Below are 15,268 nucleotides of genomic sequence, written 5' to 3'. Positions count from 1 at the left end.
CCGATATCCGTGGAGGTATGTCTATATGTTATGCTTCGACTTTCATCTGTTCCGTCTCATTCTGTAAACTCTCTGCAACACGAACCAACTCTGTCATCGCCCCGTTCACTTCCCCAAGGCTTGCCGCTTGCTGGCTCGCCGCTGACGTCACTTCATTCGCATAACGCGATGCTTCTTCGACCATACCGACGATGCCCGCCGAGTTCGTCACGACCGAATCGATCTGACCACGTGACTCATCAAGGAGTGAATCGACCGAATGCACGTGGCTGTACACTTCATTTGCCGAGTTATGAATCGATGCGAACGCACCACCTGCTTTTTCAACCAAGCCGACGCCTGTCTCGACTTCTGCTTTCACGTTCGCCATTGAAGACGACGTATCGCCAACGAGACGCTTCACGTCGACGATGAGATCCGTGATTTCTTGTGTCGAGTTCGCCGTTTGTTCCGCGAGCTTTTTCACTTCTGCCGCAACGACGGCGAATCCACGACCATGCTCCCCGGCACGTGCCGCTTCAATCGACGCGTTTAAGGCAAGCAAGTTCGTCTGTGCCGAGATGTCACTGATGACATCCGTGATACGTGAAATTTCACCTGTCATTTCCGTCAACTGGCTGTTGAGTGTCGATGACTGTTCCACTTTCCCAGCAATTGCATGCATCGCATGAACCGAAGAGGAAGCGAGACCTTTCCCACTCTCTGCTTCCTGTTGCATCTCGCTCGCTGAATCAAGCGCCGATGACATTTCTTGACGGATACTCTCCATCGTCCGCGCGACCGCTCCAAGCAAGTCCATCGAGCTGTACGTCGCACTGACGTTGTCTTCTAACATCTTGTTGAGGGAATCCATCGCGACGCGAATATTCTCGCCCGCCACGTTTCCTTCTTGGACCGCTGCCGCAATTTCTTGCGCCGAACCTGTCAACTGGTCCGCCGTATAACGCATGTTCGTCCCTTGCTCCCGAAGGTGCTCGACCATGTTGTCCATCGACAAGAGCAAACGTCCCATCTCTGAACGGTCTGATGTCTTCTCGTCCGCGAAGTGGACCGTCAAATCACCGTTCCCGACTTCGACAGCTTTTTCTGAAGCCATCTCGACCGCTTTCAGTGGACGACGGGCGATCAAGTAAATGACGATGCCGCCGAGTGACGAGATAAGTAACGCGACGACCGTACCGACGAGCATGACCTGACCTTGTTCCATCTCGAGTTCTGTCAAAAGCAATAGCGTGATGTAGCCGACCGCGCCACCCGTGATAAAGGACGTGACCAAAATCCACGCAAGCAGTTGTGTCGTAAAGTTTTTAAATACTTTCACTGTGTTGTTCCTCCTCATTGTGTTCATCACTCCCTATATCGTCCGATTTCCAATGAATGTATAGCGTTTTCAGTTGAACGTTTGGTCAATGAAAAAACGCACCCCAGAAAGGAGTACGTTAAAATGCTTCATCGTCACGTTCGACGCGCGTCACTCGTCGTGGTGTCGTCGCTGCGTCAATCGCGAGCGTAATCGCTGCCGCCCAGTGGAGCATCATCCCGACAATCGGGATGAACCCAAGGACCGATGCCGTGATCCCGACGGCCGCGCCGTACGAGAATCGATTCAGTCGGCTGAACGAAAGAATCAACACGATGACGTGATAGACGAACATGAATCCGAGGGGCGAATAGCCCATCCCGATGATGAAAAGGCCACCGAGAATCGGGATCCCAAGAAAGGCTTCAAACGCCGCACCGAGCCATTTCAGATTTTTCACCATGCGGTTCACCTCATAATTCAATCATGTAAAATTCATAGCCGCCGTTCTCTGCAAATCCTGCGCGCTTATAGATTTCGAGCGCCGCCTTGTTTTCCGTCTCGACATCGAGCTCGACTTTCGTCCGGCCCATGCGGAACAATTGTTGCACCATCTGCTTCAACATCTTCCTGCCGTAGCCTTTGCCTTGCTCTCCTGCTTTGACGCCGAACGCGTGGATGCTTGCCGCGTCGTCACCGACGAGAAGGGCACGGATGACGCCGACCGGTTTGCCGTCGACTTCGCCGATATACGTCACACGGTCTGGTGTGTCGATTTGCTGATAGATGTTTTCCGTTACATCGACCGAGTCACCGAACGCCTCGCTGAGCGTCGCGATGATGAGTGGACGGTCGTCCGCCGTCGCCTCACGGAGCGATACCTCGTCCGGTTTCAAGAACAGTTCCGCCTTCTTCAAGACGAGATTGTATTCCGAGAACTGGTACGCCGCTTGAAGGTGCTCGAGCACCGCTTTCCCAGATGCTGAGTTTCGGTCGATGACGAACGTGAACGCCTCACAGCCGTTCAGTTTCGCATCCTGTCTCGCCGTCTCGAGCAATGCCGTGAACACACCTTGTTTCCGGTATTCCGGATGGACGAGTGCGTTCACCTCATACTCGTTCGGGAGATACGGGAAGAGCATGAGATACCCGACGAGCGTCTCCCCGTCATATACCGCATAGTCGTTCTGTCCGACCGATTCATGACCGACTTTGACGTCGATCTTGTCGTTCGCATTGACCGCCTGTTCTAACATTTTCACATCATCCGCTTGTTTGACTTCTTCTACTGTCCAATTCATGTACATCACCTCATCTGTATTGTAGCACAAAGGAAAAAGCCCGCCGTAGCGAGCCCACTTACGAGATTATAACGTCCGGAACTCTAACTCAGGGAGCGTCTCGATCAATTCAGCGATCTCATCCGTATGCGCCTCGGCACCCGGGACGGCCTCTGTCGGTTCGACCCAGAAGAACGTCTTGTCGTTCGTACCGAGATAGTTGCCGTAACCGACCTCTGTCGCGAACGCCTCTTCCGTCAATTCACGGTCGACCAAGTCCAAGTGGAACAAGAGCTGGTCGTCTCCGTCCTCGACGTTATAGTACAAATCGAACGTGCTGTAGCTCTTCGTGTCCCCGATGTCGACGACGTCCTGTGCCTTCTCGATATAGACGTCACCGCGCTCGATCGCCGCAACGATCTTTGAAGGCAAGATGATCTCATAACCGAGCTCTCGGTCACGGATCGTCTGCGTCGTATCCTCTGTCCGTCCCCGGGACGACACGACACCGACCGTTGCCACCAATGCACCTGTCACACCGAGCGCGAGCGCCCATTTCATCGATTTGTTCACAAGAACCACTCCCTAGTTGTTGATGTCTTCACTTGATTATCCCACAAGTTGATGACTTTTCATCAAATATTCTGAAAAAATGTTTTCCCTTACATTGACGACCGTCCGCCAATCCCATACGATGGTAGTAACGTACTAGAGAAAAGAGGAACTGACATGTCTAACGAAACTACTTTGTCGCGCGCACAGCTCGACGCGCTCCTAAAAAACGTCTTCGCCCTTCAAATCCCGGTCATCGAGAAGTTCATGACGGATTTGTTTAAACAATACGTCTCGACGGCTTCTACGTTCAAGCAAGATATGGACACGATGAAAGCGACAGATTGGCACAAGCACTTCTTCGGTCAAAAGGTCATGCCGCACCTCTTCATCGAGAACCTCGGCTTCGGCGCATCGTTCCGCCACCAAGGTCAAGAGAAGGTCGTCAGCATCCCGGAGAACATGACGGTCGTCAAACCGGACTCGGACGCTCAGATCAAAGAGATTTTAGAGAACCTCGACAAGACGCTCGCGTCGATGGAGGGGATTAAAAACAAAGGACTCGTCAAAAAGTTCTATAAAGAAACGCTCGAACTCATTTGCCAGCTCGGTAGCCGTACTGGTATGATGGATGACTTCTATGACAAAGTCAAAGGCAGTTTGACGACAAGTTCATGACAATACCTCGCTCGAAGGAGCGAGGTATTTTTTTATGCCTCTTTTTGCAACGCCGTTGGAAGCTCGATGAATTGGCTGCGGCTATGGAAGACGACTCCAACCATGACGAGCGTGATCCCGGTCAAGGCGATCGGTGACGGCATGACCGCATGGAGGAAGAGGAGCTCTCCGATGAGGGCGAACAATACCTCGAGCGCCTGCGTCGCCTCGACGGACGCCAGTTTTCCCATATCGTGCTTGACGAGATCCGTCGCCTTGAAAAATAGGACGGTCGCGACAATCCCTGACAACAGGGCGACGAGGAACGTCTGCCCGAGCTGGCTCGATGAGGGGCGACCCGTCGTCAAGCCGTACCCGAACAATAAGAACCAGACCGGGAGCGACCCGAGGCACATCCCGAGAATGCGTTCGAACACGTCGAGGTCCGTATGTTGCATCATCTTTCGGTTACCGAGCGGATAGGCGAAGGCCGCGATGACGACCGGGACGATGCCGAGCCAGAGGAAACGAGGCTCGAACGATTCGAAGAACTCGACTTGCATCAAGACGACCCCAATCAAGATCAGGCTCGAGAATCGTAGTCCACGCCACGGGATCTGTTCGCGTGACCCGTCCGCCTTCTTGAAAAGTGGCGACAAGAGCGCGCCGGCGACGATCGTCACTTGCCATGTGCCCGCGATGAGCCACGGGGGTGCGACCTCGGCGGCGAGACAGATTGGGATGTAAAAGAAACCGAACCCGACCGTCCCCCAGACGAACCACGGACGCGGATTGTCCGTCAGTGCCGTGACGACCCGTTTAAGCCCGCCCCGTAAGGCGACGACAATCATCAACAACGGGATCATCCATAAAAAGCGAAGTGAGGCACTGTAGGCGAAGCTGCCTCCCCCGACTTGCATCACTTCATTCAACACGAACGTGCTCGCAAAAAACAAGGCTGCGAAGACACCGAGTATGAGTGGACGCATACGTTCCCTCCTTTCCGAATCCTGTCTTGTTCTCGCTACCGAAGTATTTCTCCTGCAAAAAAGACGCATGACGCGTGGTCATCCGTCTCTTCATTCAATCCGTCACGTCCGCAGTTCGAGCGTGGCGATCCGCTCCATCTGCTCAAGGATAGGCTTCGCCTGATCGATATACGCCCTCACTTCAGCAAGCGACAACGACGCCGCATGCGCATCCTCACTCCGCCACACTTCATAGACGAACACCGTGTCCGCCTCGTCGAGCGACACGTGGACCCGATACGATTCACAGTCTGGCGTCGCCTCCATCTCCCGTGCCGCTTCCGATAAAATCGCCACGAGCCGGTCGCGTTGTCCCGCTTTCGTGACGAGCTTGCCGATCAGTGCATACATGCTCCATCCTCCCCTTTCCCTTGCCTCGTCTCATTCCACTTCCCATGTCCGTTTTCCTGCATGGACGCTTCGCACATGCGGAATGTTTTCGAGGCACACGTTTCCCGGTCACACAAAAAACGGACAGCACGTGGCCATCCGTTAGTGAATATCGCGTTTTTGGAAATTCCCGCCTTTGACTTCCGTCACTTCGTACACGACGACGAACGCTTTCGGGTCGATCCCATCGATGATGTCTTTGATTTTCCGTTCTTCGAGCCGGTTGATGACACACGTGATTTCGTAATAGCTTTCTTTTGAATACGCACCTTGGATCTGATTCAACGTGGCGCTCCGTCCAAGACGGTCTCGAATCGTTTCAACCATCTCCTGCGGTTCACTCGTGATGATTTTGAACGTTTTCGCCCCGCTTAATCCCTCTTCGACGATATGAATCACTTTCGAGGCAATGAAGTATGCGATTGCGGACAATACGGCTCCCTGAAGACCAAATACGGTCGAGACGACAATAAAGACGAATGTATTCAAAAACAGAATCAAATCACTGGTACCGAAAGGCAGTTTCCGTGATAACAGGACGGCCAACATGTCGATGCCGTCAAGCGCTCCCCCGTTGCGAAGAGAAATCCCCATCCCGAACCCGAGGATGATCCCTCCGACCACGGTGATGAGGAGCGCATCCCCCTCGATGATGGTCGGAACATGGTGCATGATCACCGTACCGACAGACAAGGATGAAATCCCGGTTACCGAAAGAATGGCAAAGCTCTTCCCGATTTGTTTATAGCCAAGATAAACAAACGGAATATTTAACACTCCGATGAAAATACCAAGCGGCAACTCTGTCAGCTGCGATCCGACAATACTGATGCCCGTGACGCCTCCGTCCGATACGTGATTCGGAATGAGGACGGACTCCAGTCCATACGCCGCGATGAGTCCCCCGATGATGTTCATGACCATTTGAAACGCCATCAACCCCGTTTTGTTTTCTCGTTTCATCCTGTATAAACCTCCATCCATTGTTCAACAACTTTCTTAGCCTAACATAAAACAATAGCGAAATAATTTATGGAGAATCATCATTCTATTCTGAATATTCATGTCAGATTCTCTGTCCTAAATGATTTTGGGTTCGCATCATTTGTTATAATTAAGAAAATGGAAAGGGGGCACCATGTATGCAGCGTACACCCATGCCTTCCCCGACACCGGAGGAAGTGCAACGCTTAAGGCGCGAACATAATCCGATCAAGGCGTCCGAACTGTTTGCGAAAGTCGTCCTCTTGCTTCTCGGATCACTTGTCTTCGCAGTCGGCTTGGAGGCGTTCCTCGTTCCAAACCAAATCATTGACGGCGGAATCGTCGGCGTCTCGATTATCGTGTCATATTTGACAGAGACGAAACTCGCCATCTGGCTCGTCTTGTTCAATTTGCCGTTCATCTATTTCGGATATCGACAAATCGGAAAGACGTTCGCTGTCGTCACGTTGACAGCGATTCTGCTCATGTCAGGCTTTACAATCGTTCTTCACAACATCAAACCGTTCACGGACGACCTCCTTCTGTCGACCGTCTTCGGCGGTTTCTTACTTGGCGCCGGCATCGGACTCGTCATTCGGGCCGGGGGGTCACTCGACGGAACCGAAATTCTTGCTGTCGCTTTCACGAACCGCTTACCATTTTCCGTCGGCGAGATCGTCATGTTCTTCAATATCTTCATTCTCGGGACAGCCGGTTTCGTCTTTAGTTGGGACCGGGCGATGTATTCCCTCCTCACGTACTTCATTGCGTTCAAGACGATTGATGTCGTCTTAGAGGGGATTGACCAATCGAAGGCGGCGTGGATCATCACGTCCGCACCAGACGATATCGGACAAGCCATCATGGACCGACTCGGTCGGGGCGTGACGTACCTACATGGTGAAGGTGCCTACACCGGAGATGGGAAGAAAGTTGTCTTCACGGTCATCAGTCGACTTGAAGAGACGAAGTTGAAAGATATTCTCGACGATTATGACGAGAAGGCGTTCCTCGCCATCGGCAATATTCACGACGTCAGGGGCGGACAATTCAAAAAGAAAAACATCCACTAAACGTGAAATCCCCTATAACCGCTGGACAGACATCGCCAACGGTTATAGGGGGTTTTTTATGCGAATCGGACTTGATCTCGTCCATTTCGTTTTGCTGCATACAAAGCTTCGTCCGCCCGTTCGAACACGGCCATACTCGGTTCTAGCTCTGCTATCGCAGCTCCGATGGAGACGGTCATCGGGATTACCTCACCTTGGCATTCGAACGTAGTAAGTCGCACGGTTTCAACGATTTTCTCTGCCACTTCCTCTACGCCCGTACTGCCTTCTAGAACAAGCAAGAATTCTTCCCCTCCGTAACGCCCAACGAACCCTTCCGGAGGCGATATGCGTTCCAACGTCTGTCCAATATGACGGAGTGCCGCGTCTCCAACTAAATGTCCATATGTATCATTCAACTGTTTGAAATGATCGACATCAATGACAAGTAACGTCCATGGCTTACCAGACATCTCTAAATCGTTCATCTGTTCGAGCGTTCGGTATCGGTTCGGAAGCCCTGTCAGTTCATCGATGGTCGCCCGGTGGGTGTGAAGGAGAAACATCCATAAATGTGTCTCTAGCTTCTTTGCGGCCCAATAACAGAGCCACGCTCCAAGTGATAACATGAGAAAATACGGAACGAAAACATTCATAAATACGCGAGCATCCACGTTTCCAGTCACACGGATTAAGACGAGCAGTGCGCCAAACCCGATATAGATGGCATATCCTCGTGCTCGATGCATCGAAATACGTGAGAGGAGGAGCGAAAACAAGTAGAACACAATAAACATGAGGATGGCATCAATGAAAGGAGCACTCATTCCATGTAAGGTCATGCGTCCAATAAAGATGAGTCCAAGGGTGACAATTGCCCCAAATGGTCCGGCATAAGTTGCCGACAAGGCGATGGGGATGAGACGAAGATCAATCAACGCATCACCAAGCTCGATTGCATTGATCGTCAATAGAATGGCTGTCAGTCCATTTGACACACCGAACCAAAAGCGTACAAAGCGCGGAGAAGTCGGCTGAATCGGCAAGACCGTCCGCATCACATAAAACGTGAGCGACATGAATAAAAAAATGAGACTGATGTTGATCACAAAACTATTGATGACGGTTCCCAACGATTCCCCTCCTCCCTTTCCGTTTCCATCCTATCCCAAATTAGTGAGCTATGTCACCCTTGGGTTCCACATTTATGAAAAAAGTCGAAAGCTCACGCTTCCGACTTCTTTTGAATCATCTGTTTCATCAAGTTGGCACTGTCTCGTGCCGACTCATTCTCTTCCTGCATTTGAATGTATACTTCATGACGATGAATGTCGATATGGCGTGGGGCATCGATGCCAAGCTTCACTTGGTCACCTTCGATGGCAAGCACGGTGAGCGTCACGTCATCTCCGATATGAATCGCCTCACCTTGTTTTCGTTTCAATACGAGCATCAGCGCACCTCCGCTTTCGTTCCGCCAAGAGGATAACGTGCCGGATAAACATCATCTAAAATTACCTGTTTCCCTCGTCGTTCCTTTGTCTCGATGACAATCGGTGCTTTTAAATTAAGCGTTGATGATTCAAACGGTTCGCGGAGCGTGACAATGGAGTAAACCGATACATGTTCCGCCTCCTCGATTCCAAGTTGATCTTTCGCACCGTCCGACAATTCGAACGCATAGTCCGACTTGTGCCAAAATGGATTGGTCACGACAAATGCACATGCCTGTTCCTCAATCGACTGGAGCGACCAGAACGGCAACTCTTCCCCATAAGGGATCAAGACGAACGTCTTCGAATCCGGGAACCCTGGAATCTCGCTGACGAACGTGATTGTCTCGGCTTCATTTATTTCAATCTTTCCAAAGTAGTCTGTTTCAATGAACATGGATTGTCCTCACTTTCAACGCGTTTCATCATACATCCCACCGACCGGCCACATCTCGAGCGATGCCTGTTGACGGAGTGAAATGTCCGTCGTCCATGGCGTGAACGAAATGTCTGCCGGAGTGAGCGATACATCAATTTGGGGTGGTGTGATATTCCATTCGATTTTCACATCTGCCGGCGTGTACGTCAACTTGACACGATCAATCGATTTCGGCATATAGCCCATCTCGACGATGGGATAAGGGTCGTTCACTTTCTCTGCCGCTATCGAGGGAATCGGGTTGCCGTTCTCGATGCGCATCATACGGTCCCCGTCCCGTGCGATGTTTGCCATCGCCTCACGGGCGCCTTGTTCACCCATCTGTCCGAAAGATCGTCCAAGCTCGAGTGCGCCCTTTAGGTTGCTCTCACTTCTCGCCACAGAGGAATCAACCTGTAGTTCCCCGGGCGTCGTCTGTTGCATCATCTCAGCTTTTCCTTGTTGAATCGACATGTCCGCCCGACCTTGACGCATCTCAAGCACCGGTCGGTTCGACGTCATCTGGATTGCGGCATACGTCTGCCGCATCTCAAGTCTCGCGAGATTCATAATCGATTACCGAAGGAAGTCAAGAAGTGTCGGCTGGATGATACGGGCGCCGGCTGAGAGTGCCGCCCGGTGTACTGTCTCATGTGACTTCAATTCCATAATGACTTTCTCAACGTCGATGTCTTCGTTATCGGACATGATTGTCTTCGCAATGATTTCGTGATCTTGTAGTCGGTTATCGACAAGTTCAAGGCGGTTCGCACGAGCACCGAGTTCGGAGCGTTCCGTAATCAAGTTCTGACCAATTGTATCTAGTGTCTCAAGATGAGCTGACAAGTCAGAGCCACCTGTAGTTGTACTCGCAAGCAAGCCACTTAATTGTTTCAACCCTTCGAAGAGTTCCTTCCCAAAGACGGTTTCCGGTTGCATGTTCACTTGCATCGTAATCCCTTTAGACACCTCGAACTGAATCTGTCCTGATGGATTTGGGTCACCCGGAACATTTCCAGATTGGAAAATGTCATCAATCGCAACCGGATTAGCTGGATCATTTTCTAAGTAACCTTTCAACTTGTCCATATCAATCAAAGGTTTATCCGTTTTCGTACCATTGTAGATATATTTTTCGCCAGATTTCGAGTTCGCGAGTGAACCGATGTGCTCGATCAACTGGTCAACCTCGCTCTTGATGATTGCGCGTTGTGATGATTCATACGTATCGTTCGCAGCTTGCGTCGTCAATTCGCGAATTCGTTTGACAGCTTCTGTGACCTCGTTCAATGTCGAGTCCGTCATATCCATCCAGCTCGTCGCCTCGCTGACGTTGCGACGGAATTGATCGACTTCACGCACCTCGGTTCGATAACGAATACCTTGCATCGCAACGACCGGGTCCTCTGATGCTTTTTGGATTCGTTTTCCGCTAATCAGTTGTTCCTGAACGCGAGCAAGCGTGTTATAGCTGCTCGATAAATGTTTTAAGTTCGTCTGTGTGAGCATCGTCTGTGTGACACGCATCAGTCATTACCTCCCTACGACACCCATGCCGTTAATGATTTTGTCTAACATTTCATCAACCGTTGTGATGTTTCGTGCCGCTGCGTTATAAGCGTGCTGATATTGAATCATCATCGTCATTTCTTCATCAAGTGACACCGCGCTGACCGATTGGCGTCGTTGGTCAGAACTGCTCATGAGGGCAAATGTACTTTTCGCCAAATTCGCATTTTGACTCGCCTCGACGGCCATGTTTCCGATGACATTTTGATAGTAACGACCGATTGAAGTTGTAGCGGTGGACGAACCATCTGTAAACGTGAGGAGCTTATTTTTTAAGTTGGCTAATTCGAGTGCACCGCTACCGTCACCTATGTTTTGATCTTTCGAGATGGCAATTAAGTTTAAGTTGTCTATGATGACTGAATTGACTTTCAACGTTTTTGCATCACCGACCACAAAAAAGTCAGCCCCTTTTTTTCGGGGGTTATCATTTACATTCCCATCATAGAAGGTGTTGTGCAACGCGTTGAATTCGGTTGAGAATTCTTGTGCCATCACATCCAAGTCTTTGAGCATTTTTGTGAAGGCACCGTCATGTGCCTCAGCCCCTGTAGACGAGCCGTACATATCCACAAGTGCTTTCAGCTTTCCATTCGGCAAATCATTAAATGTAAGCTTCGACGTTCCACCAGCCGCGTTCGTCATCGTCATATCATCCATTTTACCGACTCCACCCGTGAGACCATCCACGAGCTTCACCTCTTTCCCACCGACGACGACTCGAATATCAACGCGTCCTTCGGCGACACGTTGCGAATTCCCGCGCGTCTCACCATTTACATAATCGACTGGCACGCGCTCGAACTCGATATATTGTGAGAGTTCGTCCATATAACGGTCGCGTTCGTCATATAGTTCATTCGGCAAGACTCCGAGTGGTTCCGCATCTCCGATTTGGCGGTTCACGTTATTGATTTTCGTCAACAGGTCATTGATCTTTTTCGACACGACGCCCGCTTCTGCTTTCAAATCATCTTGCACTTTCGTCAGCGACGAAGACATGTAGTTGAACGTCTCGGCGAGCGTCATTGCCCGCTGGCGAACGACGCTTCGTGCACCTGTATCGTCCGGGTTGACCGACAAGTCTTGGAGCGATGCCCAGAACAAGTCGAGCGATTTGGCGAGACCGTTCTCAGACGGTTCGTTGATGATGTCCTCCATCCGACCGAACGCCGCCTCTTTCGTCGCATAGAACGCGTTCTTCACCGATTCGTCGCGATACTGTTGGTCGATCATGAGATCGCGAATCCGAGCGAGCGTTTCCCCACGCACTCCGGTCCCGAATTGTCCGGCTTTCGTGCCACCGAAGTTGACCGAGAGTTGTTCGGTCATCCCGAGGGTGAGACGTTGGCGTGAATAGCCAGGGTTTGAGGCGTTCGCCACGTTGTTCCCCGTTGCCTGGAGCGCCCACTGGTGTGTCGTCAAACTGCGACGCGCCGTCTCTAATCCCATAAATGTTGAACCCATTCTGTACTTCCTCCTTAAACGTCACGGCTGAACGAGCGTGTTTCAAACGCCTGTTGTCCGTATGTGAAATCATCTGCTTCTGGCAAGAGCATGTCCAAGTGCCAGGTAATATAACGAAGGGACTGTTCGAGAAGTGACGCGTTCAATTCGTTCTGACGCTTCAACTCGAACAAGACCGGTCTCAGTTCCTCTATCTCTTCATCGTCCAATTCATACGTCCCTTGAAGTCGTTCTGCTTCTTTTTGTGAGATTTGTCGGACGAGTTTCGCCTCTTCTTTAACGAGCGCGCTAAAAGCGGCCATGTCATTTTGAACGAGCAGCTGTTCTTTCGTATAGGCCAATTCGAGTAAACGTTTATGTAATGTGAGCATGAGTCTCTCCTTTTCTCAAAAAAAGAGCCGACTAAAGAAAGGGGTGCCCCTTATTTAGTCAGCTTCCGTGCCGTGTTATTCAGTGCGAAGGCCTCAAACGGACCTCGCTTCCATTCATCCTTGTAGAAAGCGTTTGGCGATTTCACGCGCGTCCCGTGAATACGTGCCCGCATCAATCTCTGCTTTCAAAGCGTCGATTTTTGCGAGACGGTCCGGATGTTTCACCGGTTCTTCAAACCGGGCGCGGGCTTCCGCCGAGATTGACAATTGGTCCGTTTGGCGTGATAGCGCGGGCTTCGGCTCGACTTGCGTTTTCTTTTCATAAGTGTTCGGTAAGTGTACCCACTTGGCTGAATCGATGCGCATGCGTCTTCCCCCTCTTCATGATGTTAATCCAAACGATAAGCGCGAGCAGATGACGATTTCGTCAAGCTCTCTTGTAGACTAGACAGTTCCTTCTGCATATCTCTCTGGCAGTTCGAACACACTTTCCCTTCGTTCGTCGGTTGACCGCAACGTACGCAGCCGATCAAGAGTTCCGGGTTGTCCTTGATGATCAGGCGTCCTTCATGGATATATCGCGTGATATCAAGTTCTGACACACCCGTCGCTTCGACGAGGATGCCGATGTTCGTTGATTTGTTTTCTGGTTCACGAATGAAGTCACGGACTTTCAAAAAGTTTTGATAGTCGACTTCACTACATGATGGGCAATAAGGCGAGCGACCTTGTTTCATAAACAAGCGTCCGCACATTTGGCAAGATGCTGCATTCATTGGTTTCACCTCTGCTCTTTATATCGGACGCGTTTTTGATTTGTTTAGCGCCCGAAATAAGCAAATCGCAGAAACTTCTGTCGCACCCGCCTGCCGTAACGAAAATGCTGCCTGATGGAGCGTCGTCCCCGTCGTATAGACGTCGTCTACAAGAATGATTTTCCCATATTTCACTGAAGTTGGTACAGTGAAAGGATTCGTTCGGTGTCGTCTTTCTTCTTTCCCGAGTTCGCGTTGACTTGAAACCTCGTTCTTTTCGATCAGTTGTCGGGTCGGACCGATCTTTCGCGCGAGCAGTTCTGCTTGATTGAAGCGACGCAATCGGAGTCGTTCATCACTGAGCGGGACGGGTACATACGTCACGCCCGGTTCTCTTAGCTTTCGAAGCACTGGTGCGACCGACGCGGCGATGGCGACGTCCCCACTGAACTTGAAGCGATGTAGCCATTCAACACCCGCCTCGTCATACGCGTATAGACAATGAACGGTCAAATCCAACCCGAGTGCGAGCCAGCGGATACAGTCCGGGCACGTCTCACCGGTTTCGTTCGGTTGACCGCAACGCGGACAGCCTCCATGGAGCGGTGTCAGTCGGTCCTCACACGATGGGCACACCCAGTCGCGTCTCCATAACGTGGCTGGTGTCCACGGGACGGTCATCGGTTGGTGACAAAGGAGACAGTTCATCGTCTGTTCGCCTTCTGAATCGCGCGAATGGCGAGGTCTTGTCGGAACGTCCGCTCCCCGTAAAAGAAACAGACCTCCCCTGTCGGCGCATCCGGTTTTCGCCCGGCCCGGCCCGCCATTTGGATGAGCCCGCGTGTCGAGAAGAGCCGATGCTCACTTTCGACCACCCCGACCTGCACGTCTCGAACTGTCATCCCCCGCTCCCAGATTGATGTCGCGAGGACAATCCCCTTCGTCTCTTGAAGCCAGTGAAGCGCGTCGGTCCGTTCCTCTGTCTCGGCAGACACCATCCGACACGTAAATCCTGCGTCTTCTAAAGTCTTTTGATACCGTTCCAGATCAGGCTTCGTCGGCACGAACAAGAGACGCGGTTTCGATGCATGACGTCGACAAAAGTCGAAGAGTCGCTCATCGGTCTGTTTGACGAGTGTCGGCACGGGTAAATCGAACCCGTGATAACGGCGAGACAGATGAACTGTCGAAACCATCTGTTGCCATACGGTCGGGGTCGCCGTGATGAAGACAAACACCCCTTTCCCGACCCGAAGGATGGTGCGCCATAACGTGACGTCAAAGGCGAACGGGAAGGCATCGGACTCATCGACGAGCACATAATCGAACACATGACGTAGATTGAGTAGTAACGGCGCGGTCGCGACGGTGATCATCCCGATGGAAGCTTTTTCCCCACCCCCGTATCGTCTCGTGACGGGTACGGTGAATGCTCGTTCGAGCCGTTCCACCCATTCGAGGGCGACGTCTTTCCGTGGGGATACAATCAACACCCGCTTCCCTTCATTGACGACCCGCTCGATCACCGGGAACGTCATCTCGGTCTTCCCGGCCCCACACACCGCGTGGACGAGCCCCGTCTTGCGGTCGTCCCACCAAGCGAGCAACTGATTCGCGACCCGCGTTTGGGCAAGTGCGAGTTCGAACGGCATCGTCAATTCGGTCGTCTCGGGTGGAGTCGTGATGTCCCTCTCTTCTAAAAAGTCACAGCGACAGACGCGTCCGAGATACAGACAGTTCCGGCAGTAGGCACACGAACCGTGATGACAGGTGAAGGTCCGGACGTTCGTGCTGAGGCAGCGTTGGCAGATGCCGAAGCGGATGGCGCGCGTCCCGTTTGATGCGACGATGAGTTCTCCCATATTTCCTTGCTCCTTTTTCCTTTCACGCTAGCAAATTGGAGACGCGACTGCGACTCAACTTATGAAGGACAAGCAATCGATTAAACACAA

The 15,268-nt window shown here is 51.6% G+C and carries 20 protein-coding genes; 2 read left to right on the top strand and 18 right to left on the bottom strand.

Going from position 1 to position 15,268, the window contains the following annotated elements; translation table 11 throughout:
* Nucleotides 1-28 precede the first annotated feature (28 nt).
* The 4 genes from KNO85_RS03135 to KNO85_RS03120 all read right to left on the bottom strand — a co-directional run bounded on the left by KNO85_RS03135 (nt 29) and on the right by KNO85_RS03120 (nt 3,153).
* A complete protein-coding gene (locus KNO85_RS03135) occupies nt 29-1,321 on the bottom strand; it encodes a methyl-accepting chemotaxis protein (RefSeq protein ID WP_214786869.1) in 1,293 nt (430 codons plus the stop codon).
* Nucleotides 1,322-1,439: 118 nt separating this feature from the next.
* Nucleotides 1,440-1,763 carry a hypothetical protein gene (locus KNO85_RS03130; RefSeq protein ID WP_214745921.1) on the bottom strand — a complete coding sequence of 108 codons (324 nt, stop codon included), beginning with the start codon at nt 1,761-1,763 and terminating at the stop codon, nt 1,440-1,442.
* Nucleotides 1,764-1,773: 10 nt separating this feature from the next.
* Entirely contained in the window at nt 1,774-2,601 is an 828-nt protein-coding gene (locus tag KNO85_RS03125; protein WP_214786867.1) for a GNAT family N-acetyltransferase, read from the bottom strand.
* 66 nt (nt 2,602-2,667) lie between these two features.
* The gene (locus KNO85_RS03120; protein WP_214786865.1) at nt 2,668-3,153 is read right to left on the bottom strand and encodes a hypothetical protein; all 486 of its coding nucleotides are present in this window, start codon (nt 3,151-3,153) and stop codon (nt 2,668-2,670) included.
* A 156-nt stretch (nt 3,154-3,309) separates the two neighbouring features.
* On the opposite strand from KNO85_RS03120, the gene KNO85_RS03115 reads away from it, so the two are divergent.
* Nucleotides 3,310-3,810 carry a hypothetical protein gene (locus KNO85_RS03115; RefSeq protein ID WP_214786863.1) on the top strand — a complete coding sequence of 167 codons (501 nt, stop codon included), beginning with the start codon at nt 3,310-3,312 and terminating at the stop codon, nt 3,808-3,810.
* Nucleotides 3,811-3,842: 32 nt separating this feature from the next.
* Here the strand turns inward: KNO85_RS03115 and KNO85_RS03110 are convergent, their stop codons facing one another.
* From KNO85_RS03110 to KNO85_RS03100, 3 genes are all read right to left on the bottom strand, one after another.
* Nucleotides 3,843-4,778: a DMT family transporter gene (locus KNO85_RS03110; protein WP_214786861.1), complete on the bottom strand. Its 936-nt coding sequence runs from the start codon at nt 4,776-4,778 to the stop codon at nt 3,843-3,845.
* Nucleotides 4,779-4,880: 102 nt separating this feature from the next.
* Nucleotides 4,881-5,168 (bottom strand): putative quinol monooxygenase, encoded by a 288-nt coding sequence (locus KNO85_RS03105; protein WP_214786859.1) that lies wholly within the window; start codon nt 5,166-5,168, stop codon nt 4,881-4,883.
* A gap of 141 nt (nt 5,169-5,309) precedes the next feature.
* The gene (locus KNO85_RS03100) at nt 5,310-6,170 is read right to left on the bottom strand and encodes a YitT family protein (RefSeq protein ID WP_214786857.1); all 861 of its coding nucleotides are present in this window, start codon (nt 6,168-6,170) and stop codon (nt 5,310-5,312) included.
* A gap of 179 nt (nt 6,171-6,349) precedes the next feature.
* Between KNO85_RS03100 and KNO85_RS03095 the strand changes: the two genes are divergently transcribed.
* The gene (locus KNO85_RS03095) at nt 6,350-7,264 is read left to right on the top strand and encodes a YitT family protein (RefSeq protein ID WP_214786855.1); all 915 of its coding nucleotides are present in this window, start codon (nt 6,350-6,352) and stop codon (nt 7,262-7,264) included.
* Nucleotides 7,265-7,320: 56 nt separating this feature from the next.
* Here the strand turns inward: KNO85_RS03095 and KNO85_RS03090 are convergent, their stop codons facing one another.
* From KNO85_RS03090 to KNO85_RS03040, 11 genes are all read right to left on the bottom strand, one after another.
* Nucleotides 7,321-8,376, bottom strand: coding sequence for a GGDEF domain-containing protein (locus tag KNO85_RS03090; RefSeq protein WP_214786853.1), 1,056 nt, complete (start codon nt 8,374-8,376; stop codon nt 7,321-7,323).
* 92 nt (nt 8,377-8,468) lie between these two features.
* On the bottom strand, nt 8,469-8,696 hold the full coding sequence (csrA, locus tag KNO85_RS03085) for a carbon storage regulator CsrA (RefSeq protein ID WP_214786851.1): 228 nt from the start codon (nt 8,694-8,696) through the stop codon (nt 8,469-8,471).
* Nucleotides 8,696-9,133, bottom strand: coding sequence for a flagellar assembly protein FliW (gene fliW / locus KNO85_RS03080; RefSeq protein ID WP_214786849.1), 438 nt, complete (start codon nt 9,131-9,133; stop codon nt 8,696-8,698). Before fliW ends, csrA begins: the two co-directional genes overlap by 1 nt.
* A gap of 15 nt (nt 9,134-9,148) precedes the next feature.
* On the bottom strand, nt 9,149-9,703 hold the full coding sequence (locus tag KNO85_RS03075; protein ID WP_251130568.1) for a DUF6470 family protein: 555 nt from the start codon (nt 9,701-9,703) through the stop codon (nt 9,149-9,151).
* 27 nt (nt 9,704-9,730) lie between these two features.
* Nucleotides 9,731-10,681 (bottom strand): flagellar hook-associated protein FlgL, encoded by a 951-nt coding sequence (gene flgL, locus KNO85_RS03070; RefSeq protein ID WP_214786845.1) that lies wholly within the window; start codon nt 10,679-10,681, stop codon nt 9,731-9,733.
* 6 nt (nt 10,682-10,687) lie between these two features.
* Nucleotides 10,688-12,190, bottom strand: coding sequence for a flagellar hook-associated protein FlgK (gene flgK, locus KNO85_RS03065; protein ID WP_214786843.1), 1,503 nt, complete (start codon nt 12,188-12,190; stop codon nt 10,688-10,690).
* 14 nt (nt 12,191-12,204) lie between these two features.
* A complete protein-coding gene (gene flgN, locus KNO85_RS03060) occupies nt 12,205-12,561 on the bottom strand; it encodes a flagellar export chaperone FlgN (protein ID WP_074033757.1) in 357 nt (118 codons plus the stop codon).
* A 114-nt stretch (nt 12,562-12,675) separates the two neighbouring features.
* On the bottom strand, nt 12,676-12,927 hold the full coding sequence (locus tag KNO85_RS03055) for a flagellar biosynthesis anti-sigma factor FlgM (RefSeq protein WP_214786841.1): 252 nt from the start codon (nt 12,925-12,927) through the stop codon (nt 12,676-12,678).
* 23 nt (nt 12,928-12,950) lie between these two features.
* Nucleotides 12,951-13,337, bottom strand: coding sequence for a flagellar protein (locus KNO85_RS03050; RefSeq protein ID WP_214786839.1), 387 nt, complete (start codon nt 13,335-13,337; stop codon nt 12,951-12,953).
* Nucleotides 13,338-13,355: 18 nt separating this feature from the next.
* Complete coding sequence (locus KNO85_RS03045; RefSeq protein ID WP_214786836.1) at nt 13,356-14,024, bottom strand: ComFC family protein; 669 nt, start codon at nt 14,022-14,024, stop codon at nt 13,356-13,358.
* Nucleotides 14,021-15,178 carry a DEAD/DEAH box helicase family protein gene (locus tag KNO85_RS03040; RefSeq protein WP_214786834.1) on the bottom strand — a complete coding sequence of 386 codons (1,158 nt, stop codon included), beginning with the start codon at nt 15,176-15,178 and terminating at the stop codon, nt 14,021-14,023. Before KNO85_RS03040 ends, KNO85_RS03045 begins: the two co-directional genes overlap by 4 nt.
* Nucleotides 15,179-15,268: the final 90 nt, after the last annotated feature.

The organism is Exiguobacterium sp. s124 (assembly GCF_018617485.1).
Classification (GTDB): Bacteria; Bacillota; Bacilli; order Exiguobacteriales; family Exiguobacteriaceae; genus Exiguobacterium; species Exiguobacterium aestuarii.
Note: the sequence above shows the minus strand (reverse complement) of the source record. Positions and strands in the feature narration are given on the sequence as shown.

What these genes read in the sequence shown, in the direction of transcription:
- KNO85_RS03095 (WP_214786855.1), top strand. Translation starts at nt 6,350, where the DNA reads ATGCAGCGTACACCCATGCCTTCCCCGACACCGGAGGAAGTGCAACGC.
- fliW (WP_214786849.1), bottom strand. Translation starts at nt 9,133, where the DNA reads ATGTTCATTGAAACAGACTACTTTGGAAAGATTGAAATAAATGAAGCC.
- KNO85_RS03115 (WP_214786863.1), top strand. Translation starts at nt 3,310, where the DNA reads ATGTCTAACGAAACTACTTTGTCGCGCGCACAGCTCGACGCGCTCCTA.
- csrA (WP_214786851.1), bottom strand. Translation starts at nt 8,696, where the DNA reads ATGCTCGTATTGAAACGAAAACAAGGTGAGGCGATTCATATCGGAGAT.
- KNO85_RS03075 (WP_251130568.1), bottom strand. Translation starts at nt 9,703, where the DNA reads ATGCGGCAGACGTATGCCGCAATCCAGATGACGTCGAACCGACCGGTG.
- KNO85_RS03055 (WP_214786841.1), bottom strand. Translation starts at nt 12,927, where the DNA reads ATGCGCATCGATTCAGCCAAGTGGGTACACTTACCGAACACTTATGAA.
- KNO85_RS03045 (WP_214786836.1), bottom strand. Translation starts at nt 14,024, where the DNA reads ATGAACTGTCTCCTTTGTCACCAACCGATGACCGTCCCGTGGACACCA.
- KNO85_RS03130 (WP_214745921.1), bottom strand. Translation starts at nt 1,763, where the DNA reads ATGGTGAAAAATCTGAAATGGCTCGGTGCGGCGTTTGAAGCCTTTCTT.
- KNO85_RS03110 (WP_214786861.1), bottom strand. Translation starts at nt 4,778, where the DNA reads ATGCGTCCACTCATACTCGGTGTCTTCGCAGCCTTGTTTTTTGCGAGC.
- KNO85_RS03040 (WP_214786834.1), bottom strand. Translation starts at nt 15,178, where the DNA reads ATGGGAGAACTCATCGTCGCATCAAACGGGACGCGCGCCATCCGCTTC.
- KNO85_RS03105 (WP_214786859.1), bottom strand. Translation starts at nt 5,168, where the DNA reads ATGTATGCACTGATCGGCAAGCTCGTCACGAAAGCGGGACAACGCGAC.
- flgL (WP_214786845.1), bottom strand. Translation starts at nt 10,681, where the DNA reads ATGCGTGTCACACAGACGATGCTCACACAGACGAACTTAAAACATTTA.
- flgK (WP_214786843.1), bottom strand. Translation starts at nt 12,190, where the DNA reads ATGGGTTCAACATTTATGGGATTAGAGACGGCGCGTCGCAGTTTGACG.
- KNO85_RS03125 (WP_214786867.1), bottom strand. Translation starts at nt 2,601, where the DNA reads ATGAATTGGACAGTAGAAGAAGTCAAACAAGCGGATGATGTGAAAATG.
- KNO85_RS03050 (WP_214786839.1), bottom strand. Translation starts at nt 13,337, where the DNA reads ATGAATGCAGCATCTTGCCAAATGTGCGGACGCTTGTTTATGAAACAA.
- flgN (WP_074033757.1), bottom strand. Translation starts at nt 12,561, where the DNA reads ATGCTCACATTACATAAACGTTTACTCGAATTGGCCTATACGAAAGAA.
- KNO85_RS03100 (WP_214786857.1), bottom strand. Translation starts at nt 6,170, where the DNA reads ATGAAACGAGAAAACAAAACGGGGTTGATGGCGTTTCAAATGGTCATG.